Consider the following 25,950-nt stretch of genomic DNA (forward strand, 5'->3'; position numbering starts at 1 on the left):
GACGTGCGCAGGGCGGGTCACTGGCCAGACATGCCTTCGATTACCTTGCGCAGGGAGGCGCCTAGCATGGGCCCATGCCCCAGACCCTCGAAGCGCTCAAAGCGCACGTCGAGGCCTTTGATCGCAGCCAGATCTTCCGCCAGTTGGCGCGCAGGCAATTCGTCGTTCTCGTGCGGCGAACCATGCGGGCTGGCGGGCTCCTGCCCGCCGCGCATCAGCAACAGGTGCGGGCGCGCCTCGCCCAGGCGTGAGGGCAGTCCTTGCGCCTCCTGGGCAATCACGCCATCGCCCCACCACAGTGACGGGCTGGCAGCGGCGTAAACGCTGAATTCGCCAGGGCGGGTAAACAGTGCGTGAAGCACGGCCAGGCCACCATAGGAGTGCCCCCACAGTGTCTGTCGTTGCGGATCGATCGGCGCCACAGCCGACACCATCGTACGCATGCGCCCGGTCAGAAGCTCAAGGAACGCATCGACCCCGCCGCTGGGTTGGCCGGTCAGCGGATCACGCTGTTGCGCCTGCCCCGGTAGCGCCGGGGTGTAGTCCAGGGTGCGGCCGATCCTGTCGATACGCAGCTCGGTCCGGTAACCCACTGCCACCAGCATGGGCGCCTGGCCCGTGGCGAGCCTGTTCAGCAACTGCTGATCCAGCGCTCCCAGCGCAGCATTCCCATCGAGCATCCACAGCACCGGGTATCCCGATGCCGGCGCGGGGCGGTCCGGCTTGCCAACCCACAACCGGTAGTGACGCAGGCCATCGGCCGAGGCCAGATCAAGCTGGCTGAAGTGATAGCCCAGGTCTTGGCGCTGTAGCACCGCCGTGTCCATCTTCTGGTCATGCTCGGGCTGTGCCATGACCAGAGGGGCCGCAAGGGCAAGTGCCAAGGCCAGCGTCAGGGTCTTCTTGCTCATCGGGCGTCTCGTCATGGCTTTGCAAGGAGGGCAAGGCTTGAGCGGCCAGATGATAAACAGTCCCGATGGAGCGTAAAGCGCATTAACTTTCTAAACAGTCTCAGGCCGCAGGCAAGGTCATGTGCAGGCACAGGCCCGGGTGCCCATTGCTGGCCCACAACCGCCCGCCTTGCAGTTCGATGGCGCGGCGGGCGATAGCCAGGCCCAGGCCGAATCCTGCGCCGCTGTCGGCCAGGCGCTGGTAAGGCTTGAAAATACGCTCGAGGTCGGGGTCAGGGACGCCGGGTCCTTGGTCGCTCAGGCGCAGGTGCCAGTAGGTGCCCTCACGCCAGCCATCAAGGCTGACCCGGCCTTCGGTGGGCGAGTGGCGAATGGCATTGCGCAGCAGGTTTTCCAAGGCCTGGGCCAGGCTGTCCAGATGCGCCTGCACCAGGCAATCGGTGCCCAGTGAACACGGCAGGCGCACTCCGTCCCAGCCGCTTTCGAAGCACACGTCCTCACACAGGGCTTCCCAAACGGAAAGCACCAACACCGGCTCGGTCGACAGGCAGGGCTGTTCGGTGTCCATCCAGGCCAGGTCGAGGGTGTTTTCCAGCAACTTCTGCATGTCGGCCACCTCACGGTCCAGACGCTCGCGCAGCTGCGGCGGTGGCAAGTCGCTGTCATGGGCGATACGCAGCCGCGCCAAGGGCGTGCGCAGTTCGTGGGACAGCGTTCGCAACAGCAGGCGCTGTTGCTCAAGGCTCTGACGCAGGCGCGCGGCCATGTGCTCGAACGCCTGAGCCAGCTCTCCCAGTTCATCACGGCGTTCCTGCAGGGGCAGGGCGGGGCTGTCCAGGTCATCGGCCCGCAGGGCGTCGGCGCGGTCGCGCAGGCGGTTCAGCGGCACGATAAGATGCCGGTATAGCGCAAGGCCCAGCAGCAAGGCCAGCAGCGCGGGGGCAACGCCGTGAGTGACCACATGGGTCCAGGGTGTTAGGCCTGTGGGTAGCAGCCGTTCGGGCAGTTGCAGCACCAGGCGGCCATGCTCGGGGTGTTGCGGAAATTCGATGCTGACATACGGCAGCTCATCCTGCAGGCGCCGGCTCATCGGCCAGTCGAGCTTGCGCATGAATGTAAGGTGGCTGGCTTCCTCGGCGCTCAGCGGCGTGGTGCCAAGGCTCTGCAGGTGTGGGCCGATCACGGCCACCCAGGTGTCCTCAGCCCGTTCCAGCTGCTTGCGCCAGGCCTCGGCGCCGACCGCGCCGTTCTGCTCCCACGCCTGTTCGGCCTGTTGTGCATAACGCGCAAGGTAGTCCTGATCGGCCTGGGACAGGAAGTAGGTGCTGCGTTCCACTGAAAGGCCCCAGGTCCAGATCAGCCAGGTCAGCAGCAGGCAGAAGCCGACCTGCAGCACGGCCAGTTTCCACAGCAATGGATGGCGACGCATCAGGGCTGTTCCGTGTCGACCAGGATGTACCCTTGGCCCCGTACCGCCTGGATCTGTAGATGCTGGGCGGTGATGTCGGCCAGCTTGCGGCGCAAGTTGCACACATGCACATCCAGGCCACGGTCCAGGCGGGTGTAAGCGCGGTGCAGCACAGTCTGGTAGAGGAATGGCTTGCTCAAGGCTTCGCCAGGATGGGCACGAAGGGTAGCCAGCAAGCGGAATTCGGATGCGGTAAGGCCGGCAGCCTTGCCGTTGTGGATAACGTCTTGGCGGTCATGATCCAGCATCACTTCACCGACATCGGCACGCACCGCCGTACCTCGATCAAATGCCACGCGCCGCAGCAATGCGTCGACCCTGGCATTCAGCTCGGCCAGGCTGAACGGTTTGGGCAGGTAATCGTCCGCACCACGGGTAAAGCCGCTGATGCGATCTTGCTCGGCGCCCAGCGCCGACATCAGCATGACCGGCACTGCTTGATGGCGGCGCAGTTCATCGAGCAGGCTGAGGCCGTCGATGCCCGGCAGCATGATGTCCAGCAGCACCAACTCAAAGCGCGAGTGCTGTATGGCGTTCAGGGCCTGGGTGCCGCTGGCGCAGGCATGCACCTGAAAACCGCGATTGAGGAAATGACGTTCCAGGTCCTGGCGCAGGCGTGGGTCGTCTTCGGCGAGGAGCAGTGAGATGGGCACGGTGAGCCTTGAATGAGAACCTCTATCAGTTACGGATCATCCCATTGCCGGTGGCCCGAGGGCAACGCTCCATTGTGTTAAGAAGGTTAATGATGCTGCACCCCTGTTTTCGCTCCGGTATCGTTCGCAAAAAGCAACTTGTTTCGTTTGCGAATTGTTATCACTTGGGGATAGGTGTGTCATGAACGGTTTCATCGGTGTGGGGTGCCCGCGACGGGCGCGTGGCTGGCTGGTGCTGGGGTTGCTGGCGCCTTTTTCACTGTCGGCACTGGCTGAAACGGTAGCGACCCAGGCGACAGCCGAAGACCGCTCGCTGGACCTGCCGGCACTGACTATCGAAGGCAACCGCCTCTACGACATGCTGCCTTCGGAAGACACCGGAGGCTACAGCGTCGATGCCGCTACCGTGGGCACCAAGACGCCGGCGGCGCTCAAGGACATCCCGCAGTCGATCACCGTGTACACCCAGGACTACGTCAAGGACCGCCAGTTCGTGCACCTGGATGACCTGGCCAAGTACACCGCTGGCCTGCGTACCCTGACCAATGACAGCGGCCGCTCGTCGATCTACGCCCGTGGCTACGAGTACAGCGAGTTCAATATCGACGGCCTGCCGGCGCCCATGGCCAGCATCTTCGGCACTGTCCCGTCGTTGGCGGCGTTCGACCGCGTCGAGATCATGCGCGGGCCGGCCGGGCTGTTCAGCAGTACCAGCGAGCTGGGAGGCATCGTCAACATGGTGCGCAAGCGCCCGACCGCCGAGTTTCAGGGGCATATCGAAGGCAGCTACGGCACCTGGGACACCAATCATGAGGAAATCGACCTGAGCGGACCGCTGGACGAGGCCGGTCGCGTACGCGGGCGCTTCATCGCATCCCGTGACGACACCAATGGCGAAGTGGACTACAACGCCAACACCAGCAACACCTACTACGGAGCGCTGGACATCGACCTGGACGACGCCACCACCCTGTCGTTCGGCCTGATGCACGAGGTGAAGAACATCACCCCGCACAACGGCTACCCGGCCACGTTGTCCGGCGAGGTGCCCGACTTCAGCCATTCGCGTTTCCTGGGCGCCGACTGGAACTACTTCGACGGCAAGACCACCGACCTGGTCGCCGAGCTGACCCACCGCTTCGACAATGGCGGTTACGGCCGTGTCGCGGCCCGTGGCTCGCACCGCGACACCAATTATCTGTACGCCTTCACTGCAACCAATGCCACCACAGGCGCCAACTCGGAGCGCGCCAGCGCCCGTGATTTCACTCAAGACACCTATTCGCTGGACGCCAGCTACAGCCAGCCGTTCGAAACCTTCGGGCAGGTAAGCGAGTTTGTGGTCGGGAGTGACTACAAGAACTACGACACCGAGTACCTCAACGGCACCACCAATCTCGGCGCGATCAACGTGAATACTTACTCGCCGACGCAGTTCGCCAAGCCGTCGCCCAACTACAGCACCGAGACCGGCATGCAGGAAGAGGAATACGGCCTGTACTCCAAAGTGACCTTCCGCCCGGTGGAGCGCCTGGCGCTGATTGCCGGTGGCCGCTTCAGCTGGTATCGCGGTGACTTCTACACCACCACCCTTAGCAGCGGCGCCACCACCAATGACAGCAAACGCGTCGACGGCCACTTCACCCCTTATGGCGGCCTGGTCTATGACCTGACCGACAACCACGCGCTGTACGCCAGCTATTCGCAGGTGTTCAAGCCGCAGTCCGACACCGACAGCAACGGCCGGGTGCTGAAGCCGCGTGAAGGTGAGCAGTACGAGTTCGGCCTCAAGAGCAGCTACTTTGGCGGCGACTTGAATACGCGCTTCTCGGTATTCCGCCTGACCGACAAGAACCGCGCTACCACCGTGTACGATGCTGATGGAGTGGCCACTACCGACTCCGTGGCATCCGGCAAGACCCGCGTGAAGGGCGCGGAAGTGGAAGTAAGCGGCAAGCTGACGCCGAATTGGGAACTGCTGGCCGGTTACACCTGGATGGAGACCGAAACCGTCAAGGGTGACGCCGAAACCACGTTCTTCATCATGCCGCGCAACCAGGCTTCGCTGTGGAGCAAGTACACCATCAACCAAGGCCCGCTGACCGGCCTGGCGATTGGTGGCGGAATTTCCGCGATGAGCAACTTCTACTCCGAAAGCGGCGGCGTGCGTATCGACGCGCCGGGCTACGCGACGGTGGATGCGATGCTGTCGTACCCGGTGACTTCGAAGCTGACCGCCACCTTCAACGTCAACAACCTGTTCGACCGGGACTACCTGTCGCGGGTGGGCTCGACCTCCACGTTCAACTTCTATGGGCCGTCGCGTAGCATGATGGTTGGGGCGCGGTATGACTTCTGATTGGCGTTGTGGCGTGTAGGTTTACGCCCACGGTTTTGCAGCGTGTATGAGACCGAGTGCCGCCCGCGCGGCGCTTCGCGAGTGAATGCAACGCTGATAACCAACAGCACAATCAGCCACCATGGCGATGCTCCTTGCCATCACGGTGAAGATGCGTCTTCGACGCCGGCTTAGAGTGGTGATCACTGCCGGCGTCGTCTTGCCCATGTTGGCCTTCATGGTTGTGCATGTCACTTTCACCGCCCCCATGCTGGTGGCCGCCGCTGCTTGTGACCATCGCCCGGTACTGCTGAGCATTCATCTGCGGTAGCTGATCCAGAAAAGCCACCATGCCCCAGATGTACGAATCATCCATGCTCTTGCCCCAAGCCGGCATACCCGAAGCCTTGATGCCGTGCTTGATGGTCCAGAACGCAACCGCGGGGTCACCACTGGCGCCGAGCTTGCTCAGGTCGGGGGGCGACGGGTACAGCGCTTGGCTCAGCTCTGTCTTCTCGATGCCAGGGGCAAGGTGGCAACCGACGCACATGGCGTTGTAGTTGCCCGCGCCCATGCGAATCAGGTTCTCATTCTTGAGGTTCGGTACCTCGATGTCCTTGGCCCGTACCTTGATAGAGCGATCCCGGGCCATGGCGAGAAAGGCATGCACTGCCGGGAAATGGGGATCATCAGCCCCGACGTTCACCAGGCCAATGTAAGCTACGCCCAATACGCCCGCACTCGCCACGGCGCCTGCTGCAACCAGCGTTGTAATTGTTTTTTTCATGTCGGGCTCTCAAAACCATAGGCGGATGCCGGCAACGAAACGCGCTTCATCCACTTCGCCACCCTCGTTACGGGCGAAATCAGCCGTTTTGCCGTAGGAGCGGTTCCAGGTGATGCCTATGTAAGGTGCGAACTGACGAACGATTTCATACCGTAGCCGCAGCCCGATTTCGGTATTCGCCAAGCCGGAGCCCACGCCTCGCTCGGGGTCGTTCTTGCCATAGAAATTGGCTTCAGCGGTTGGCTGCAGGATCAGGCGGTTGGTCAGGAGAATATCGTAGTCACCTTCCAGGCGCGCGGCCGTTTGACCGTTCTCACCCATGAACGCGGTGGCTTCGGCTTCAAAGCCGTAAAGCGCCATGCCCTGTATGCCGAACGCTGCCCAGGTCTGCGGGGATTTCGGTTTGAAATCCTGACGCACCCCGGCAACCACATCCCACCAGGGGCTGATCGAGCGGCCATAGAGCAATTGCAACTCGGCATCTTCGGTCACGCCGTTGGTGCGTTCGCCTTCGGAACGAACCCACAGGCGGTTGATATCGCCGCCGATCCACCCGGTAGCATCCCAGGCCAGGCTGCTACCTTCGTCTGCATCCTGGTACTCAAGCTGGTCCAGCAAGAAGAAGCTATTGAGTGCGCTGTCGTGTACCTGATGCCCGCCCAATGGGGGAAATGCCGCCTGCCGGTCTGCATCCGTCAATTCGGGAATCGGCGTTCGGCTGGTCGTAGCAGGGCTGGCAGCACCATGGTTCATTTTCGAGTGATCCATGCTCCCATGACCCATGCCCTGCATGCTGCCATGATTCATCTGGCTATGGTCCATGCCCGGCATGGAGCCGTGTCCCATCGCTGCATGGTCCATATCGCCAGCGGCGAAGCTGGGTGCAGCACCCAGCATGCCGAGTGAAACGCCCAGGGCCAGCAGCGAGGGGCGCGCTGGGCTATTGGCCATCTTTCCCTGCCTTAGCGTTGGCGCTGCCATGCGATTCCATCATCTTGCTGTGATCCATACCTTCCATCGAACCATGGTCCATGCCTTTCATGGCACTGTGATCCATGCCCTGCATGGCGCTGTGGTCCATGCCCTTCATGGAACCGTGATCCATGCCTTGAGCGCCCTTGGCTTTAGCTGCATCGGCGGCCTTGTGAGTGTGTTGCTCATGGTTGTCGGCGGCCCACGACGACGGAGCATAAACAGCCAAGAGGCCAGCCATCGCAGCAGAGAGGAAAAACGCACTTCGTTTCGTAAGGTTGTTCATCTCGTATCTCCAGTTCATTCGTCCACGCGGACTTCTCGGAACATGCCCATTTCCATGTGGAACAGCAGGTGGCAGTGATAGGCCCAGCGTCCCAGAGCATCCGCAGTCACGCGGTAGCTTCGTTTTGAGCCAGGCGGCATGTCGATGGTGTGCTTGCGCACCATGAAGTTGCCGTCCTCATCCTCCAGGTCGCTCCACATGCCATGCAGGTGGATGGGGTGAGTCATCATGGTGTCGTTGACCAAGGTGATACGCAGGCGCTCCCCGTATTTGAGGCGTAGCGGCTCGGCATCGGAGAACTTGACCCCGTCGAACGACCAGGCGAACTTTTCCATGTGGCCTGTGAGGTGCAACTCGATTGTGCGGCCAGGCTCTCGGCCGTCGGGATCAATGAACGTGCTGCGCAGGTCCGCATACGTCAGCACACGCCGGCCGTTGTTCCGCAGCCCGATGCCCGGGTCGCTCAGCTTCGGCGTTGGGCTCATCGTCTGCATGTCGACCAGAGGGTTGTTGGTCTCTGAGTCAGGATGGCGCTGCATGGCCCCACTCATGCCGGCCATGCTGCCGTGATCCATGCCGGCCATCTGGCTGTGGTCCATGCCGGTCATGCCGCTGTGATCCATACCCATGTCACTCATGGTAATCAGCGGGCGCGGATCAACAGCTGGAACAGCCGCTTGCAAGCCCTCGCGGATGGCCAAGGTGCCCCTGGCGTAACCGGTACGGTCCATGGATTGAGCAAAGAGGGTGTATGCCTGCTCATTTTCGGGCTCGACAATTACATCGTAGGTTTCAGCAACAGCGATACGTAACTCGTCGACCGAAACCGGCTTCACATACTGCCCATCTGCCGCAACCACCGTCATCTTCAGGCCGGGAATCCGCACGTCGAAATACGTCATGGCCGAGCCGTTGATAAAGCGAAGGCGGATTTTCTCGCCAGGCTTGAAAACCCCCGTCCAGTTGCCGTCCGGCGTCTGGCCGTTCATGAGGTAGGTGTAGGTGTAGCCGCTCACGTCTGCCAGATCGGTGGGGCTCATGTTCATTTCGGCCCACATCGTGCGATCAGCCACCGCAGCGGACCAGCCCTTTTCGCTCACGTCGTTGACGAAATCACCCACCGTTCGTTTGTGGAAGTTGTAGTAATCAGACTGCTTTTTGAGCTTGGACAGAACCCGAGCAGGGTCTTCATCTGTCCAGTCGCTGAGCATCACCACGTAATCCCGGTCATAGGTGAACGGCTCGGGTTCTTTCGCATCGATGACCAGCGCGCCGTACACCCCAACTTGTTCCTGGAAACCTGAGTGACTGTGGTACCAGTAGGTGCCGTTCTGATGGACTGTGAATCTGTACTCATACAGGCCATCCGGGGCGATGCCGTGGAAGCTCAGGCCAGGCACACCATCCATGTTGGCCGGCAGGATGATGCCGTGCCAATGGATGGAGGTGTCCTGCTGCAAACGGTTGCGCACGCGAAGCGTAACGGTATCGCCTTCGCGCCAGCGAAGCGTAGGGCCCGGCAATGATCCATTGATTGCCATGGCTGTGCGCGTTGCGCCGGTGAAATTGACCGGCAGTTCACCGATGTACAGGTCGAAGTCAGTGCCTGTCAGCACGTTTGCCTGGCCAGGGCTGGTCAAGGCCCACACCGGCGTGCGCCACATGCCCAACCCGCCAAGCAGTCCAGTGGCGGCCAGGCCTTTGACGAAGGTGCGTCGTGTGGTTTTGCTTTGCATGCCGTTGCGTCCAGTCGTATGGGTTGCGGATATCCCGGCTGCTGGATTTCGCAGCTCACGACCAAACTAGCGCGTTGCCGCTGTCAGAAAACTGAGCTCGACATTACTTTTTCGTCAGCTTCTTGAAGGGGGGAGGCAGGCCGCAGAGGGCTTGGGATGGCTTTGGGCGAGGCATTAAAAAGCCGGCTTGTGGCCGGCTTCTCGGGGACGCTTCCGACTAATTTATGGTAAGCCGCAATCGCCTTAACTGTGTGGCCAACAAGGGCCTGAAAGAGATGGCAGATACCCGTGTGGGATATCGCCGAGCCCTCTAGACCAGGGCTTGCGCCGGCCGGGGCTGAATGTGCCGCGTAGCATACAAGGGCTGGCGCAGGATGCCCAGCAAAAATTGGCACAGGGTGGTTCAGCCGGGCCGCTGCTGGCGAAAATGCGACCAGTGGAACACCCAACCAAGCACTTCCAGGTTTTGCGCCTGAAGCTGTGCAGGGGTGTAACGCTCCACCGCGTAGTTACGCCGGTCATGACTGTGCAGGTACAGCGTACCGTGCTGGCCAAGGCTGAGGTTGTTCACCCTGAGCATGCCGTTGTGCAGCAGGGCATAGGTTTCCCCCTCAATCACCTGGGTCATGCCCCGGTCGATGACCAGCATGGCCTCCAGCGGAATCAGCGGCAGCATGTTACTGGCCGGCATCGTCATGCAGATCGCGTTGCAGGCCCGCACTCCCAGCACTTTCAGGGCTTTTGCCGGCAAGCGCAGGTGCTTGCCGGCCACTGTCGAGAGCAGGCCATTGTCCAGTTCGTAATAAGGCACTTTCACGAGCCGACCGTGATGCACCGACAGCGGGGTAGGCGGGTTGGCGGGTGTGTGCCGGGGCCGACAGGTACGCAGGATCGGGTTGGGGTGTTTGGGCCCTTCGCCAGAGCGCAGCCAGCGGCGGTGCACGCAGAACAGGTCGGCCAGTTCGTCCAGGCGGGCCAGGGGCACGCCGCGTTTGAACCAGTTGTTGACGTGCTGCGGTGTGACGCTGCGCTGGGCGGCGAAGTCGGAAGGAGTCAGGCCACATTCATGGAGAAGGGCCTTGAGGCGGTCACCGGAAGTGTTCATGCCGGCGAGTGTAGCGGCGTGATGCCAGCAAGGGTATGAACCGGGTGTTGACGAAATTTGTAGGAAAACAGGCTGTTTGTAGGGTGTTGGTGTAAGGCGACGTAGGATTTATTACCCATATCTGAGCGTTACTGCCATCCCTGCAGAAGCGCGACGACAGGCCACGCCTGATAGCGCTCACGAGCGCATGCCGGCCAAAAAAAAACCCCGCCAAGGCGGGGTTCATTCTGCAATCGGTATCAGCCCTTGTAGGCAGCAACCGATTTGGTGATCGCGGCACGGGCGGCGTCGGCGCCTTCCCAGCCTTCGATCTTGACCCACTTGCCCTTCTCGAGATCTTTGTAGTTGGCAAAGAAGTGCTCGATCTGCTGGATCAGCAGGGCTGGCAGGTCGGTGTATTCCTTCACGTCAACGTACAGCTGCGACAGCTTGTCGTGAGGAACAGCGATGACCTTGGCGTCGCCGCCGCCGTCGTCAGTCATGTTCAGCACGCCAACCGGACGGGCGCGGATAACCGAGCCTGGGGCCACCGGGTAAGGGGTAACCACCAGCACGTCCAGCGGGTCACCGTCGTCAGCCAGGGTGTTCGGGATGAAGCCGTAGTTGGCAGGGTAGAACATCGGGGTAGCCATGAAACGGTCGACGAACAGGGTGTCGCTGTCCTTGTCGATCTCGTATTTGATCGGCGCGTGGTTGGCCGGGATTTCGATGGCGACGTAGATGTCGTTCGGCAGGTCTTTGCCCGCCGGAATCTTGCTGTAGCTCATTGGGCAGTGCCCCCGTGTTTGACCAAAAAAGTGGCGGCGATTATAGGCACATTCTGCCGGGGCATGCCACGCCTGGCCTGATGTGCGGCCCCGTCAGGCGTGGCTTTCGCGGTATTCGGGGTGCTCGGCCTGCAGTTGGCACAGGCGCCCCAGCGGGTCTTGCCGGTAGAACAGCGACAACTGACTGTAGACCAATGGATAAGCCTGGTGCAGAAGGTCGGGGGCACTGAAGAAGTATTCGCTGGTGACTGCAAAGAACTCTGCCGGGTTCTCCGCCGCGTAAGGGTCGATGGCGGTTTCGGCGTCGGGGTCGGCGTCCAGCTGGCGGTTGAGGTCGTCGTACGCCTGCTGCATGGCGCTTGCCCACTCATCCACCGGCATGCCGCTGTGTAGCGGTGGTAGGCCGTTGGCATCGCCGTTGAGCATATCGAGCTTGTGCGCCAGCTCATGGATGACCAGGTTGTAAGCCTCCCAGCCGCCGCTGGCCAGCACACCGTTCCAGGCCAGGATGATCGGCCCCTGTTGCCAGGCCTCGCCGCTGTGCTCGCCGTCCCACACATGCTCCACGCCGCTGGCATCGCGATGGCGTTGCGGGCTCTTGAAGTCGTCGGGGTAGAGGATGATTTCGTGGAAACCCTGGTACCAGTTCAGCTCACCCAGGTGCATCAGTGGCAGCTGGGCCTGGGCGGCCAGCAACAGGCGCTGCTCGTCGTCCGGTTCAACGCCGGGCAGGCAGGTAAGGTGCTTGTCGAGCAGGAACAGGATGCAGGCTTCGCGCAGCCAGTGGTCTTCTGCATCGGTGATGCCATCCAGCATCGGCAGGCGCTCGCGTACGGCCTGCCATTGCTGTGGGGTGATCGGGTAGCGCGCCAGGGTGCGCTTGCGCCGCCAGGCGCTGAACGACCACATGAGGGGCGGTCAGTGGGCTTTGGCCGTGCGGCCCAGGCGGGTGCGCAGCAGGCCCAGGATCATGGGTACCAGCGACAGGACGATGATGCCCACCACCATCAGCGACAGGTGCTGCTTGATGAACGGCACGTTGCCGAAGAAGTAGCCGAGGGTGACCAGGCCACCGACCCACAGCAGCGAACCGGCGACGCTGAAACCGAGGAAGCGCGGGTATTGCATGTGCGCGATGCCGGCGACGAACGGTGCGAAGGTCCGCAGGATGGGCAGGAAGCGCGCCAGGGTCACGGTTTTGCCGCCGTGGCGTTCATAGAATTCGTGGGTGCGCTGCAGGTAATCGCGGCGGAAGATCTTCGAATTGGGGTTGTTGAACAGGCGCTCGCCGGCCGTTCGCCCGATTACGTAGTTGGTGCTGTCGCCCATGATGGCCGCAGCCATCAGCAGGCCGGCCAGCAATACCGGGTCCATGCCACCGCCAGCGGCCACGGCACCGGCAATGAACAACAGCGAATCGCCTGGCAGGAACGGCATGACCACCAGCCCAGTCTCGCAGAAGATCACGGTGAACAGGATGGCGTAGATCCAGGGACCGTAATTGGTGACCAGCAGATCGAGATAAGCATCGAGATGCAGGATAAGGTCCAGCGGGTTGAAATCCATGTACAGCACCTGTGTTCTGGGGCGTAGGCTCAGTTACCTGGGGATGGGTAAATTTTCACACATGACAGGTGGGGCATTATACGGCTAAGTGAAGAACATGCCCGGGGAGTTTGTAGCGGGGGGTTACGACAGGGGGTGTTTCCTGGTTCAGCCTGTTCGCGGCTAAACCTGCGCTCACAGGCTCACCACAGCCCTGCAGGAGCAGCACAAGGCTGCTGTTGCAGGTGTGGTGCATGCCAGAGGGAGCGTCGAGCAGGTCAATCCTGGCTAATGGGCAGGATGTAGCTCTTGAACTCGGTGTCTTCACGAAACCCGATGGATTCGTAAGTCTTGTGGGCTACCTGATTGTCCGCGCTCGTCGAAACCCGCATGCGCACGGCATTGGTTTCCCTGGCCATTTTCTTCGCCTCGCGCATCAGGTGGTCGGCCACCAGCATGCGCCGCGAGTCTTCGGCGACGTAGATATCGTTGAGGATCCATACCCGCTTCAGTGACAGCGAGGAGTAGCTTGGGTACAGCTGGCAGAAGCCCAGCAGCTTGCCGTCGTCATCATCGGGTAGTGCCAGGTAGATCACCGATTCATCCCGCTTCAGGCGCTTTTCCAAAAAGCTGCGCGAGCTGTCGGGGTAGGGCAGCTGCCCATAGAACTCACGGTATTTGACGAACAACGGCGTGAGCAGGTCGAGGTGTTCCAGGGTTGCCTTGATGATGCGCATGTGCGGCCCTCAGAGTCCATTTGGGGAAACAGCGGAATGCCTGCAGCGTTCAAGAGCATGCTGCCCCAATGCTGGCCTTTAGCGCAATCCGCCCTCCGTGACATGTTCTTTACCCTTCGCCGAGCAGGAAGTTGCCTCGCTGGGAAGGGCCATTTTCGCTGTCGATGCTATGGACCTCGGCTTCGTCCTTCAGATTCACTCCGGAAAGCTGGCGCCGGCAGGCTTCGCGCATCAAGTACAGCAGGCGATGTGCCGCCATGCCATAACTCAGGCCCTCCAGGCGGATGTTGGAAATGCAGTTGCGGTAGGCGTCGGTCAGGCCGACCTTGGGTGCATAAGTGAAATACAGGCCAAGGCTATCGGGCGAGCTGAGCCCCGGGCGTTCACCGATCAGCATCACTGTCATGCGGGCACCAAGCAATTCGCCAACCTCGTCGGCCACCGCCACGCGGCCCTGTTGCACAAGCACTACCGGGGCGCTGGTCCATCCGTCTGCCGCAGCCTGCTCTTCGAAGCGGGTCAGGAATGGCAGCGTATGGCGGTGCACGGCCAGCGCCGACAGGCCGTCGGCGACGACGATGGCCAGGTCGACGCCGCCGGGGTTGGCCTGGGCGTGCTGGCGCAGCGTGGCAATCGAGTCTTCATTAAGGCGCCGGCCCAGGTCCGGGCGCTGCAGGTATTGGTGGCGGTCGCTGGCGGCGCTGTGCAGCACCAGGCTTTCGCGCCCACGGTCACTCAGCTGGGTAGCCAGGCTGGCGTGGTCGAAGGCCAGGTGCACGGCATCGCGGGCCTGGGCATGGGCGAACTGGAAGTCCAGCTGCGCGCCGGTCGGCAGGCTGGTGCCGGTGCGGCCCAGGGCAATGCGCGCCGGGGTCAGGGTGCGCAGGGCCAGCCAAGGGTTGTCGGGGGTAGGCGTGCGGTGGTCCATGGTCGTCCCTATGCAAGCTGTGCCAACGCCTGGCGGAAAGCCGGCGGCAGGTTGTCACCGAAGCGCACCCGGCCATCGGCCTGGGTGAAGATGCCGGTGCGGGCCAGCCATGCCTCGAATTCCGGCCCGGGCTTCAGGCCCAAGGTCTGGCGCGCATACAACGCGTCGTGGAACGAGGTGGTCTGGTAGTTGAGCATGATGTCGTCGGAGCCGGGGATGCCCATGATGAAGTTGATCCCGGCCACACCCAGCAGGGTCAGCAGGGTGTCCATGTCGTCCTGATCGGCTTCGGCGTGGTTGGTGTAGCAGATATCGCAACCCATCGGCACGCCCAGCAGCTTGCCGCAGAAATGGTCTTCGAGGCCGGCGCGGATGATCTGCTTGCCGTTGTAGAGGTATTCCGGGCCAATGAAACCGACCACGGTGTTGACCAGGAACGGCTTGAAGTGACGGGCCACGGCATAGGCGCGGGTTTCGCAGGTCTGCTGGTCGACGCCGTGGTGGGCGTTGGCCGAGAGCGCGCTGCCTTGGCCGGTTTCGAAATACATCAGGTTCTGCCCGAGGGTGCCGCGTTTCAGCGACAGACCCGCTTCGTAGCCTTCCTGCAACACGTTCAGGTTGATGCCGAAGCCGGCGTTGGCCGCCTCGGTGCCGGCGATGGACTGGAACACCAGGTCCAGTGGCACGCCGCGGTTGATCGCTTCGATCGAGGTGGTGACGTGGGTCAGTACGCAGGACTGGGTGGGGATGTCGTAGCGCTGGATGATGGCGTCGAGCATTTCCAGCAGGGCGCAGATCGAAGCGATGCTGTCGGTGGCCGGGTTGATGCCGATCATGGCGTCGCCGTTGCCGTACAGCAAGCCGTCGAGAATGCTGGCGGCGATACCGGCCGGTTCGTCTGTCGGGTGGTTGGGTTGCAGCCGGGTCGACAGGCGCCCGCGCAGGCCCATGGTGCCGCGGAACCGGGTGACCACGCGGATTTTTTGCGCCACCAGCACCAGGTCCTGCACGCGCATGATCTTCGACACGGCAGCGGCCATTTCCGGGGTCAACCCGGGCGCCAGGGCGCGCAGGCTGTCTTCGTTGGCTTCCTCGCTAAGCAGCCAGTCGCGCAGACCACCGACGGTCAGGTGGCTGACCGGGGCGAAGGCCTGGGTATCGTGGGTGTCGATGATCAGGCGAGTAACTTCATCTGCTTCGTAAGGGATCAGTGCTTCATTGAGGAAGTGCGTCAGCGGAATATTGGCCAAAGCCATCTGCGCGGCGACGCGCTCGCCGTCGTTGCTGGCCGCGACGCCTGCCAGGCAGTCCCCGGAGCGTGCCGGGCTGGCCTTGGCCATCACTTCCTTGAGGCTGTCGAAGCGGTAGACCAGATGGCCGACCGTGTGTACGAAACTTGCCATACAGAATCTCCAGAGCCGCGGGTTGCCCCGCGGCGGGTGGCGGCGATCAGTGCAGGGCCTCTTCGGCCTTCTGGATCGCGGCGAATTCCTCTTCCGGTGTGCCCGCAACCAGGTGGTGGCGGCTGTAGAAAGCAAAGTAGGCAATTAATACCGCATAGATCACTGCGGCGCCAATGACTACTCGCGGGTCGACCAGGAACCCGGCGACCACGGCGATGCACGCCAGCACCAGCGCCAGGCCGGAGGTGAAGATGCCACCCGGGGTGCGGTATGGGCGTTCCATCTTTGGCCGGCGGATGCGCAGGGTGATGTGCGCAGCCATCATCAGCACGTAAGACAGGGTAGCGCCAAACACTGCCACCAGGATGAGCAAGTCCCCCTGGCCCGTCAGCGACAGGGCAAAACCGATGATGCCGGGGATGACCAAGGCCATTACTGGGGCCTTGCTCTTGTTGGTTTCCGACAGCTTGCGCGGCAGGTAGCCAGCACGGGACAGGGCGAAGATCTGCCGGGAATAGGCATAGATGATCGAGAAGAAGCTGGCGATCAGCCCGGCCAGACCGACCAGGTTGACGAAGCCGCCCATCCAGGTGGAGCCGCCGTAGGCCTTCGACAGGGCTTCGACCAGCGGGTTACCGGAGGCCTTCAGCGCCTCGGAGCCTGCGCCGCCCGGGCCGACCACCAGGATCAGCAAGGCGAAGGCCAGCAGTACCAGCATGGCGCCGATCAGGCCGCGTGGCAGGTCACGCTTGGGGTTCTTGGTTTCTTCTGCGGCCAGCGGCACGCCTTCGACGGCAAGGAAGAACCAGATGGCGTAGGGGATGGCTGCCCACACGCCGACATAGCCGAACGGCAGGAAGCTGCTGGCGCCGACGGCGTCCGTTTTGGCGATGTCGAACAGGTTGGCTGCATCAAAATGGGGCACCATGCCGATCAGGAACACGGCCAGTGCAATGGCGGCGATGGCGGTGATGATGAACATCAGCTTCAGTGCCTCACCCACGCCGAAGATGTGGATGCTGATGAACACGATGTAGAACGCCAGGTAGATCATCCAGCCGCCGATACCGAACAGCGATTGGCAGTAGGCGCCGATGAACACCGCGATGGCGGCAGGCGCGATGGCGTATTCGATAAGAATCGCCGTGCCGGTCAGGAAGCCGCCCCACGGCCCGAACGCGCTGCGCGCAAAACCGTAGCCGCCGCCAGCAGTCGGTATCATCGATGACAGCTCGGCCAGCGAGAAGCACATGCACAGGTACATGGTTGCCATCAGCAAGGTGGCGAGGAACATGCCGCCCCAGCCGCCCTGGGCCAGGCCGAAGTTCCAGCCGGCGTAGTCGCCGGAGATGACGTACGCCACGCCCAGGCCGACCAGCAGCACCCAGCCGGCGGCACCTTTTTTAAGTTCACGTTGCTGAAAATAGTCCGAGCCGACCTTCTCGAAGTCGACGGAGGAGCCTGCCGGGGAGCCGGCGGAATGATCGCTTGGCATAGATTCACCTGTTGTTTTTCTTGGTGGCCGGAAGGGTTCCGGGCCGATGGTGATGGGTACTGCAGGAAGCGAGCCAGAGCGGCTGGTGCACGGTTGCCGCTCTGGGTTTAAGGTATGCCGGCCTGGCCTCTTCGCGGGTGAACCCGCTCCTACAGGGATTGCGCAAGATTCAAGACCCGCGCAGGACCTGTAGGAGCGGGTTTACCCGCGAAGAAGGCGACGCGGTTTAGAAGAAGCCCAACGGATTGATGTCGTAGCTCACCAGCAGGTTCTTGGTCTGCTGATAGTGATCCAGCATCATCTTGTGCGTTTCACGGCCAACCCCGGACTTCTTGTAACCGCCGAACGCGGCGTGCGCCGGGTACAGGTGGTAGCAGTTGGTCCACACACGGCCAGCCTTGATCCCGCGGCCCATGCGGTAGGCACGGTTGATGTCGCGGGTCCACACGCCCGCACCCAGGCCGAACTCGGTGTCGTTGGCGATCGCCAGCGCTTCGGCTTCGTCCTTGAAGGTGGTGACGCTGACCACCGGGCCGAAGATTTCTTCCTGGAACACGCGCATCTTGTTGTTGCCCTTGAGGAGCGTCGGCTGGATGTAGTAACCGGTGGCCAGCGAGCCCTCCAGCTTCTCGACCTTGCCCCCGGTCAGCAGCTCTGCCCCTTCGTCCTGGGCAATCTGCAGGTACGAAAGAATCTTCTCGAACTGCTGCTGCGAAGCCTGCGCGCCAACCATGGTGTCGGTGTCCAGCGGGTCGCCGCGCTTGATCTGCAGCACCTTCTTCATCACCACTTCCATGAACTGCGGGTAGATCGACTCCTGCACCAGAGCACGCGACGGGCAGGTGCACACCTCGCCCTGGTTGAAGAACGCCAGCACCATGCCTTCGGCCGCTTTTTCGATGAAGCTCGGCTCGGCCTGCATGATGTCTTCGAAGTACACGTTCGGTGACTTGCCGCCCAGCTCGACGGTAGACGGGATGATGTTCTCGGCTGCGCATTTCATGATGTGCGAGCCAACCGGGGTAGAACCGGTGAAAGCGATCTTGGCGATACGCTTGCTGGTGGCCAGGGCTTCACCGGCTTCGCGGCCATAACCTTGCACCACGTTGAGTACGCCAGGTGGCAGCAGGTCGCCGATCACTTCCAGCAGCACGGTGATACCCAGCGGCGTCTGCTCGGCAGGCTTGAGCACCACGCAATTACCGGCGGCCAGTGCAGGCGCCAGCTTCCAGGCGGCCATCAGGATGGGGAAGTTCCACGGGATGATCTGCCCGACGACGCCCAGCGGCTCGTGGATATGATAGGCCACAGTGCCTTCGTTGATCTCGGCGGCACCGCCTTCCTGGGCGCGGATGCAGCCCGCGAAATAGCGGAAGTGGTCGACGGCCAGGGGAATGTCGGCGTTGAGGGTTTCGCGGATTGGCTTGCCGTTGTCCCAGGTTTCGGTGATGGCCAGCAGTTCAAGGTTCTGCTCGATGCGGTCGGCAATCTTCAGCAGCACGTTGGAGCGATCCTGCACCGAAGTGCGGCCCCAGGCGTCGGCAGCTGCGTGGGCGGCGTCGAGCGCTTTATCGATGTCTTCGGCAGTGGAGCGGGGAAATTCGGCGATCAGTTTGCCATTCACCGGGGACGTATTTTCGAAGTACTGCCCCTTGACCGGAGCTACGAACTCGCCACCGATGTAGTTGCCGTAGCGGTTCTTGAAGGAAACCTTCGCGCCTTCGGTACCGGGATGTGCGTAACGCATGGTGTGTCTCCTGGCTATTGTGTTTGTTGGGGAGTTGAAAAGCGTAGAGCAAAGGTTGGGCCAGCGCTGGCCGTGCCAGCCAAATCAATGACTTGGGTCATTTTTACCAGGCTGATCAAGGGTCGCTGTGCCGGCGCCGGTACGGCTGGGGTGACATTTTGTGCCGTTTGCGACACGTCACAGGCATGTGCATTGCAAAGCCTACCCGGGTGGAGGATGCTGGGCTGACGCTCTATCTGCGGAGAATTACAACAATGCAGAGCAATCACTTCACTCGCCATGCCCGGCAGGTGCATAGCGTTGCCCATGGTGGGGCCGGGGAGGGCGGCAGTGACCCGTCCATCGCCCGCTCCTGGCTGCGCTGCCTGGAGGACTACCACCTCGACCCGGCAGTGATCGAGGCCCCGGTGGTACTTGAGCACGGGCGCCTGCTGGAAAGCCGCGAGCGCCTGCGCCAGGTGCTGCAGATTGCCGACCATGAAATGAACAGCTTGCATCAGCAGCTTTCCGGCGCCGGCCATGCGGTACTGCTGACCGACGCCCGCGGGGTGATCCTCAACTGCGTCAGCGCGCCCAGCGAGCGGCGCAGCTTCGAGCATGCCGGGCTGTGGCTGGGCGCCGACTGGAGCGAGGCGCGAGAGGGCACCAACGGTATCGGCACCTGCCTGGTCGAGCGCCAGGCGCTGACCATTCACCAGAACGAACACTTCCGTGGCCGCCACACCGGGCTGACCTGCTCGGCCAGCCCGGTGTTCGACCCGCATGGCGAGCTACTGGCGGTGCTCGACGTCTCCTCTGCGCGCCCTGACGTATCCCGGCAAAGCCAGTTTCACACCATGGCCTTGGTCAACCTGTCGGCGAAGATGATCGAGAGCTGCTACTTCCTGCGCCATTTCGAACAGCAGTGGCTGCTGCGTTTTCACCTGCAGGCCGAGTCGGTCGGCCTGTTCAGCGAGGGGCTGCTGGCGTTCGACGGCGACGGGCGGATCTGTGCGGCCAACCAGAGCGCACTGAACCTGCTGGGCACCGTGCGTGGTGGCGTGCTGGGCAAACCTTTGGAACGCTTCTTTGCCTGCAGCCACGATGAGCTGTTCAGCCGCGCCACGCCTGGTGGCAGCACTGCCTGGCCGCTGCGGACACTGGACGGCCGCCAGGTATTCGCCAGCCTGCGGGGGCAGGCACGGGCGCCGGTATGGTCGGTACCCGCTGCCCAGCCTCGGCCCGCGCGGGAGGTCGAGCCGCTGGTGTGCCTGCTCGACCCGGCGCTGCAAAACGATTTTCGCCGCAGTGTGCGGGTGTTCGAACGCGATGTGCCTTTGTTGCTGCGCGGCGAGACCGGCTGCGGCAAGGAGGCCTTCGCCCAGGCCGTGCATCAGGCCAGCGAGCGGCGCAGCAAGCCATTCGTTGCCATCAACTGCGCTTCGATCCCGGAGAGTCTGATCGAGAGCGAACTGTTCGGTTACCGCGGCGGCACCTTTACCGGCGCGCGCAAGGAAGGCATGCGTGGCAAGTTGCTGCAGGCCGACGGCGGCACCTTGCTGCTGGACGAAATCGGCGACATGCCGCTAGCCCTGCAAACCCGCCTGCTGCGTGTACTGGAAGAGCGTCAGATAGTACCGATCGGTGGCGAACCGCAGGCGGTGGATGTGCGCATTGTCAGTGCTACGCACCGCGACCTGCTGGAGCGGGTGGAGCAGGGTAGCTTCCGCGAAGATTTGTATTACCGCCTGAATGGCCTGGAAGTGGCGTTGCCGGCAGTGCGTGAGCGCAGTGACAAGGCGCAATTACTGGACTTCCTGCTGCGTCAGGAAGCCCAAGGGCAACGGATCGACATCGAACCCAGGGCGCGGCAGGCACTGCTCGACTTTGCTTGGCCGGGCAACGTGCGGCAAATGCGCAATGTGCTTCGTACGCTGGTGGCGCTTTGCGACGACTGCCGAATCGGCTTCTCGGATCTACCCCCCGCAGTGCGCAGCAGTGCCAAGCTTGTGGGCGCGGGCGTTGGTCTAGGAACTGCCGGTGAACTGGTGGGTAGTGAGGTTTTGCAAGACGCGGAACGGGAAGCGCTTATGGTGACCCTACAGGCAAAACACTGGCACCTCACCCGTGTCGCCGAGCACTTGGGCATCAGCCGCAATACCTTGTATCGAAAACTGCGCAAACACGGCATCACCAAGGCCGACTAAGCGAAACAGCGGGTGCGATTTGTCGCGCCCTGGGCTACCCTGCCTCGATGTTTTGCGAGGTTGACCATGCATATTCACATTCTCGGTATTTGCGGCACTTTCATGGGGTCGCTGGCGGTGCTGGCCAAGGAACTTGGCCACCGCGTCACCGGCTCCGATGCCAACGTCTATCCACCGATGAGCACCCAGCTCGAAGCCCAGGGCATCGAGCTGACCCAAGGCTACGACCCGGCCCAGTTGGAGCCGGCACCCGACCTGGTGGTGATCGGTAACGCCATGTCACGCGGCAACCCTGCGGTTGAATACGTGCTGAACAAAGGCCTGCCTTATGTTTCCGGCCCGCAGTGGCTGGCCGACCACGTGCTGCAAGGCCGCTGGGTGCTTGCCGTTGCCGGTACCCACGGCAAGACCACCACCAGCAGCATGCTGGCCTGGGTGCTGGAGCACGCCGGTATGAGCCCGGGTTTCTTGATTGGCGGCGTACCGCAGAACTTCTCGGTGTCGGCCCGCCTGGGTGATACGCCGTTCTTCGTGGTCGAGGCCGACGAGTACGACAGTGCCTTCTTCGACAAGCGCTCGAAGTTCGTGCACTACCACCCGCGCACTGCGATCCTCAATAACCTTGAATTCGATCACGCAGACATCTTCCCAGATCTGGCATCGATCGAGCGGCAGTTCCACCACTTGGTGCGGACTATCCCCAGCGAGGGCCTGGTCATCCATCCAACCACCGAGCAGGCGCTCGAGCGGGTGATCGGCATGGGCTGCTGGACCCCGGTGCAGACCACCGGTGAGGGCGGCCAGTGGCAAGCCCGCCTGCTCAGTGCCGATGGCTCACGTTTCGAAGTGCTGTTCGATGGCGAAGTGCAAGGCGTGGTGGACTGGGCCCTGACTGGCCAGCACAACGTCGCCAACGCCTTGGCAACCCTGGCAGCAGCGCGCCATGTGGGCGTGGTGCCGGCCATGGGCATTGCTGGCCTCAGCGCCTTCAAGAGCGTCAAGCGGCGCATGGAGAAGGTCGCCGAAGTGCAAGGGGTGACCATTTACGATGACTTCGCCCACCACCCGACCGCCATCGCCACCACCCTCGACGGCCTGCGCAAGCGCGTTGGCGAGGCGCCGGTGATTGCAGTGATCGAACCACGCTCCAATTCGATGAAGCTCGGCGCTCACCGTGACGGTTTGCCGGAAAGCGTCAACGACGCTGACCAGGTGATCTGGTACGCACCGGCCAACCTGGGCTGGGACCTCGCCGCCACCGCCGCGCAATGCAAGGTGCCGAGCGTCGTGGCCGACAGCCTCGAGGCGATCATCGAGCGGATCAAGGGCCAGGCCCGGCCAGGGACGCATGTGGTGATCATGAGCAATGGCGGCTTCGGCGGCCTGCATGGCAAGCTGGCCGAGGCGCTGAAGTGAGCGGGCCGGAACGCATCACCCTGGCCATGACGGGCGCCTCGGGCGCCCAGTATGGCCTGCGCCTGCTCGATTGCCTGGTGCGCGAGGACCGTGAGGTGCACTTTCTGATCTCCAAGGCCGCGCAACTGGTGATGGCCACCGAGACCGACGTGGTGCTGCCGGCCAAGCCCCAGGCGATGCAGGCCTTTCTTACCGAATACACCGGCGCCGCCGACGGGCAGATCCGTGTATATGGCAAGGAAGACTGGATGTCGCCGGTAGCCTCAGGCTCGGGCGCCCCGGCAGCGATGGTGGTGGTGCCCTGTTCCACCGGTAGCCTGTCGGCCATTGCCACGGGTGCCTGCAACAACCTGATCGAGCGTGCGGCGGACGTTACGCTCAAGGAACGTCGCCAGCTGATCCTGGTACCGCGCGAAGCGCCGTTCTCCACTATTCATCTCGAGAACATGCTCAAGCTTTCGCAGATGGGCGCGGTGATCCTGCCGGCAGCACCGGGCTTCTATCACCAGCCACAAACCATCGACGACCTGGTCGACTTTGTCGTGGCGCGCATTCTCAACCTGCTGAACATTCCCCAAGACATGTTGCCCCGTTGGGGCGAACATCACTTCGGGGTGGATGATTGAGGCGAGCACTGGCGGGATTGCTGGCGCTGGTGATGCTGGGGGGCTGCGCCACGGTGCGCACGCTGGATGCCAACAAGCCTGGCGCACCGGTGGTGTATGCCGGTACCCGGCTGGATTTGTACGTGATCAATGGCGGGTGTTGCCCGCGGGATCATTACGGGGCTGACGCTCCGGCATATCCGCGCCTCGATCTGCCGGGGAGCATGTTGCTTGATACCCTGCTGCTGCCGTTGTCTTTGCTGACAGCGGCCGGCATAGGGTTCCAGGCTAGCGGCGGCCTGTGATGGCCTTTCGCGGTCGTGCCCCCGAAAGGCCATCACCAGCGAAGCCTAAATCTTGCCCAGCCTGCGCAACTCATCCGACTCTACAATCCGCACCCCGTCTTCTTCCTCCAGCGCCAGCCGCCACAGGGCACGGGCCAAGGTACAAGCCTCGATTCCCCGGTATTTCCCGGGTATCAACCTGGAAAACGGCGAAACCAGCTGTTCACTGAGCCGCGGTTCAATCCGCTCGCCCAGCAGGAACGACGGCCGCACGATGGTCAACTGTGGCCAATCCTGAGCCTTGAGCGCTTCTTCCATCTCGCCCTTGACCCGGTTATAGAAAATTGACGACTTGGGGTCGGCGCCCACGGCACTGACCACCAGCAGATGCCGTGCGCCCATTTCCCGGGCACGCTTGCTGAAGGCGACCACCATGTCCAGATCCACGGCGCGGAAAGCTGATTCGGAACCGGCCTGTTTCAGCGTGGTGCCCAGGCAGCAGTAGGCAATGTCGACCCGGCCGGCCAACTGTGGCAAGAACACCGCCGGGTCGCCTACCGGGTTTTCCAGGTGCGGGTGTTCGGCCAGTGGCCGGCGGGTGGGGGCCAGCACACGGCTGATGGTGGGCTCGTTGAGCAGGCGGTCGAGCAGGTGTTCACCGGTGAGGCCGGTGGCACCGGCAAGCAGGACATGCTGAGGCGTCAAATACATGATGTCTCTCCCTTGTTACACACAAGTCTAGTGGCTGGTCGGCGTTTTTGCCTGACCTCCCACAGTGGCCTGTGAGGCGTTACGCAATGCTTCTTCGGCCTGTTGCCGGCGCAGGTGTTGCCAATGCTCAAGCACGGCTGGCGGCGCCCACAGCTGCGGCTCCGAGGCCTCGAAGCCTTCCCTTTGTTCTCTTTCGGCAACGCTGGAACGCGCCAGTTCAAACGCCTGTTTCAGGTCGTCGGTCTGGTTAAGGGCTTCGGCAAACAAGGCATCGCCAAAGTAGGTGAAATCGGCTTCTTCCGAACACCCGAAGGACACCCGGTCGGCCCGCGCGGCTGTCATGATCAGCGTACGGTCATCCTTGAGCGGGGCGATATAGCCCCCTGAATAGCAGGCGGAGATGACAATGACTTTGTCGCGGTTCTTCAGCGGCGCCAGTGCGGTGGCCAGTTCATCGGCGGACAGGTCGGCCAGTTGCAGGCGCGGCTGGTCGAGCACCAGTTGGTGGTCCTGGCTGCCGTGGCTGGTCAGATAGATGAACACCAGGTCTTCAGGGCCGCTGCGCTCGGCCAGGGTCTGGGCGGCGCGGGTAAGGTTCTCGCGGGTGGCCATGGGGCGGGTAGCCATGTGGTCACGGTGGTTGATCAGGGTCACCTGGCCGCGGGCGCCGAAGCGCACTTTCAGCATGTTGCTGACGTAGTCGGCTTCACGCAGGAACACGCTCTGCTGGCCATCGCCAGCGACCACCAGGCTGTACAGCTGGATCGCTGGCACCGAGCGCGGCACCCGGGTCAGTGCCTCGTCCAGCAGCCGGCCCTGGTTGAGCAGGGCCAGGTCCAGCGGGTCGGGCAGCAGCTTGCCGTTGTGGTCGCGCACGCGCACGCCGTTGGCCCACACGCCGCTTTCTACCTTGCCGCTTGGCAGAATCAACCGCCCACGGCCGTGGTAGGCATCGTTGAAGAAACCGCCGATGTACTTGCTGCCGTCGGCCAGTTGCAGGCTACCCTCGCCTGAAAAGCGCCAGTCGACGAAGTCACCTTTGTAATGGCTACCATCGCTGCCCAGCAGTTCACCTTCGCCGATCAGCGAGCCATCCTTGAATTCACCGATCCACACATCGCCATCGGCGTTTTCGTAGCGGCCACGGCCCTCCAGGCGGTTGTCCTTGAACTCGCCGATGTACTGCTCGCCATCAACGCTGTCGTAGGTGCCGGCGCCTTGTAGCTGGCCGTTGACGAAGTGGCCGCTGAACTGGTTGCCGCTGGCATCGCTGCGCACCCCGGCACCGTTGGGCTTGCCCTTGGCGAACAGGCCTTGGTAGCGACTGCCGTCGGCCAGCTCCAGTTGACCTGCGCCTTCGTACAGGTCGTCCTTGAACTGGCCACGGTAGGTCTGGTCGGCTTGCTTGAGGGTGCCTTCGCCGTCGCGTCGCCCGTGGCGGAAGGTGCCGCTGTAGTGGCTGCCCGGGGTGGTCAGGTCGCCCAGGCCCTGAAACAGCCCCTCGGCGAATTGGCCGCGGTAGACCTCGCCGTTCTGGCCATGCCATTCGCCTTGGCCATGCCACTGGCCGTCCTTGAAGCTGCCGGCGTACCAGCTGCCGTTGGGGTAGTCGATCCGGCCCTCACCCTGCAGCAGGCCATCGACCACCTGCCCCCGGTAACGGCCACCGTCAGGCAGGCGCGCGTCTGGCGGTAGCAGCGATTCGCCATCGCCACAGGCGGCGAGCAGCAGGACCAAGGTAATGGGGAGCAGTGGACGCATGGCGAGGACCGGGTAATAGGTCTGCCGAGTATGACGCAGAATGGGATCCTGAGACAGCGAGCCCCTGTGTCGGCGCACAGCCTTGGAACCTTGCGCGTGCCCTGTAGGA

23 protein-coding genes are annotated in these 25,950 nt (G+C 62.6%); 5 read left to right on the top strand and 18 right to left on the bottom strand.

Annotated elements, in window-relative coordinates; translation table 11 throughout:
• Positions 1-17 precede the first annotated feature (17 nt).
• The 3 genes from E8E68_RS09740 to E8E68_RS09750 all read right to left on the bottom strand — a co-directional run bounded on the left by E8E68_RS09740 (position 18) and on the right by E8E68_RS09750 (position 3,032).
• A complete protein-coding gene (locus E8E68_RS09740; protein WP_280340876.1) occupies positions 18-911 on the bottom strand; it encodes an alpha/beta hydrolase in 894 nt (297 codons plus the stop codon).
• A gap of 100 nt (positions 912-1,011) precedes the next feature.
• A complete protein-coding gene (locus tag E8E68_RS09745; RefSeq protein WP_280340878.1) occupies positions 1,012-2,340 on the bottom strand; it encodes a sensor histidine kinase in 1,329 nt (442 codons plus the stop codon).
• Positions 2,340-3,032, bottom strand: coding sequence for a response regulator transcription factor (locus E8E68_RS09750; protein WP_266032029.1), 693 nt, complete (start codon positions 3,030-3,032; stop codon positions 2,340-2,342). The genes E8E68_RS09745 and E8E68_RS09750 overlap by 1 nt, the downstream gene beginning before the upstream one ends.
• 181 nt (positions 3,033-3,213) lie before the next feature.
• Here E8E68_RS09750 and E8E68_RS09755 point away from each other — a divergent pair, with 181 nt between their 5' ends.
• The gene (locus tag E8E68_RS09755; RefSeq protein WP_280340881.1) at positions 3,214-5,391 is read left to right on the top strand and encodes a TonB-dependent siderophore receptor; all 2,178 of its coding nucleotides are present in this window, start codon (positions 3,214-3,216) and stop codon (positions 5,389-5,391) included.
• 112 nt (positions 5,392-5,503) lie between these two features.
• On the opposite strand, the gene E8E68_RS09760 is transcribed toward E8E68_RS09755, so the two are convergent.
• The 13 genes from E8E68_RS09760 to E8E68_RS09820 all read right to left on the bottom strand — a co-directional run bounded on the left by E8E68_RS09760 (position 5,504) and on the right by E8E68_RS09820 (position 18,878).
• The gene (locus tag E8E68_RS09760) at positions 5,504-6,157 is read right to left on the bottom strand and encodes a cytochrome c (protein WP_266032027.1); all 654 of its coding nucleotides are present in this window, start codon (positions 6,155-6,157) and stop codon (positions 5,504-5,506) included.
• A gap of 9 nt (positions 6,158-6,166) precedes the next feature.
• Complete coding sequence (locus tag E8E68_RS09765) at positions 6,167-7,108, bottom strand: copper resistance protein B (protein ID WP_280340885.1); 942 nt, start codon at positions 7,106-7,108, stop codon at positions 6,167-6,169.
• Positions 7,098-7,415: a hypothetical protein gene (locus E8E68_RS09770; protein WP_110745218.1), complete on the bottom strand. Its 318-nt coding sequence runs from the start codon at positions 7,413-7,415 to the stop codon at positions 7,098-7,100. The genes E8E68_RS09765 and E8E68_RS09770 overlap by 11 nt, the downstream gene beginning before the upstream one ends.
• A gap of 14 nt (positions 7,416-7,429) precedes the next feature.
• Positions 7,430-9,151: a copper resistance system multicopper oxidase gene (locus tag E8E68_RS09775; protein WP_266032025.1), complete on the bottom strand. Its 1,722-nt coding sequence runs from the start codon at positions 9,149-9,151 to the stop codon at positions 7,430-7,432.
• 403 nt (positions 9,152-9,554) lie between these two features.
• On the bottom strand, positions 9,555-10,256 hold the full coding sequence (locus E8E68_RS09780; RefSeq protein WP_266032024.1) for a helix-turn-helix transcriptional regulator: 702 nt from the start codon (positions 10,254-10,256) through the stop codon (positions 9,555-9,557).
• A 239-nt stretch (positions 10,257-10,495) separates the two neighbouring features.
• Positions 10,496-11,023 (bottom strand): inorganic diphosphatase, encoded by a 528-nt coding sequence (gene ppa / locus E8E68_RS09785; RefSeq protein ID WP_003255365.1) that lies wholly within the window; start codon positions 11,021-11,023, stop codon positions 10,496-10,498.
• A 93-nt stretch (positions 11,024-11,116) separates the two neighbouring features.
• On the bottom strand, positions 11,117-11,932 hold the full coding sequence (locus E8E68_RS09790; RefSeq protein WP_266032023.1) for a M90 family metallopeptidase: 816 nt from the start codon (positions 11,930-11,932) through the stop codon (positions 11,117-11,119).
• Between the two features lie 9 nt (positions 11,933-11,941).
• A complete protein-coding gene (locus tag E8E68_RS09795) occupies positions 11,942-12,589 on the bottom strand; it encodes a DedA family protein (RefSeq protein ID WP_110745214.1) in 648 nt (215 codons plus the stop codon).
• 257 nt (positions 12,590-12,846) lie between these two features.
• The gene (locus E8E68_RS09800) at positions 12,847-13,305 is read right to left on the bottom strand and encodes a GNAT family N-acetyltransferase (protein ID WP_110745213.1); all 459 of its coding nucleotides are present in this window, start codon (positions 13,303-13,305) and stop codon (positions 12,847-12,849) included.
• 109 nt (positions 13,306-13,414) lie between these two features.
• Positions 13,415-14,233: an ethanolamine ammonia-lyase subunit EutC gene (gene eutC, locus E8E68_RS09805; protein WP_266032022.1), complete on the bottom strand. Its 819-nt coding sequence runs from the start codon at positions 14,231-14,233 to the stop codon at positions 13,415-13,417.
• 8 nt (positions 14,234-14,241) lie between these two features.
• Positions 14,242-15,636: an ethanolamine ammonia-lyase subunit EutB gene (locus E8E68_RS09810; RefSeq protein ID WP_110745211.1), complete on the bottom strand. Its 1,395-nt coding sequence runs from the start codon at positions 15,634-15,636 to the stop codon at positions 14,242-14,244.
• A 46-nt stretch (positions 15,637-15,682) separates the two neighbouring features.
• Positions 15,683-17,131 carry an ethanolamine permease gene (eat, locus tag E8E68_RS09815; RefSeq protein ID WP_110745210.1) on the bottom strand — a complete coding sequence of 483 codons (1,449 nt, stop codon included), beginning with the start codon at positions 17,129-17,131 and terminating at the stop codon, positions 15,683-15,685.
• 226 nt (positions 17,132-17,357) lie between these two features.
• Complete coding sequence (locus E8E68_RS09820; RefSeq protein ID WP_110745209.1) at positions 17,358-18,878, bottom strand: aldehyde dehydrogenase family protein; 1,521 nt, start codon at positions 18,876-18,878, stop codon at positions 17,358-17,360.
• Positions 18,879-19,132: 254 nt separating this feature from the next.
• Here E8E68_RS09820 and E8E68_RS09825 point away from each other — a divergent pair, with 254 nt between their 5' ends.
• The 4 genes from E8E68_RS09825 to E8E68_RS09840 all read left to right on the top strand — a co-directional run bounded on the left by E8E68_RS09825 (position 19,133) and on the right by E8E68_RS09840 (position 23,390).
• On the top strand, positions 19,133-21,064 hold the full coding sequence (locus tag E8E68_RS09825; protein WP_280340894.1) for a sigma-54-dependent Fis family transcriptional regulator: 1,932 nt from the start codon (positions 19,133-19,135) through the stop codon (positions 21,062-21,064).
• Positions 21,065-21,130: 66 nt separating this feature from the next.
• Positions 21,131-22,480 carry a UDP-N-acetylmuramate:L-alanyl-gamma-D-glutamyl-meso-diaminopimelate ligase gene (gene mpl, locus E8E68_RS09830; RefSeq protein WP_266032020.1) on the top strand — a complete coding sequence of 450 codons (1,350 nt, stop codon included), beginning with the start codon at positions 21,131-21,133 and terminating at the stop codon, positions 22,478-22,480.
• A complete protein-coding gene (gene ubiX / locus E8E68_RS09835) occupies positions 22,477-23,106 on the top strand; it encodes a flavin prenyltransferase UbiX (protein WP_110745206.1) in 630 nt (209 codons plus the stop codon). Before mpl ends, ubiX begins: the two co-directional genes overlap by 4 nt.
• On the top strand, positions 23,103-23,390 hold the full coding sequence (locus E8E68_RS09840; RefSeq protein WP_266032019.1) for a YceK/YidQ family lipoprotein: 288 nt from the start codon (positions 23,103-23,105) through the stop codon (positions 23,388-23,390). The genes ubiX and E8E68_RS09840 overlap by 4 nt, the downstream gene beginning before the upstream one ends.
• Positions 23,391-23,435: 45 nt before the next feature.
• On the opposite strand, the gene E8E68_RS09845 is transcribed toward E8E68_RS09840, so the two are convergent.
• Together E8E68_RS09845 and E8E68_RS09850 are read right to left on the bottom strand one after the other, a co-directional pair.
• The gene (locus E8E68_RS09845; RefSeq protein WP_110745204.1) at positions 23,436-24,080 is read right to left on the bottom strand and encodes an oxidoreductase; all 645 of its coding nucleotides are present in this window, start codon (positions 24,078-24,080) and stop codon (positions 23,436-23,438) included.
• 27 nt (positions 24,081-24,107) lie between these two features.
• Positions 24,108-25,841, bottom strand: a complete 1,734-nt coding sequence (locus E8E68_RS09850) for a C13 family peptidase (protein WP_110745264.1) — start codon at positions 25,839-25,841, stop codon at positions 24,108-24,110.
• Positions 25,842-25,950 lie beyond the last annotated feature (109 nt).

Source organism: Pseudomonas sp. BN607 (genome assembly GCF_029871175.1).
Classification (GTDB): domain Bacteria; phylum Pseudomonadota; class Gammaproteobacteria; order Pseudomonadales; family Pseudomonadaceae; genus Aquipseudomonas.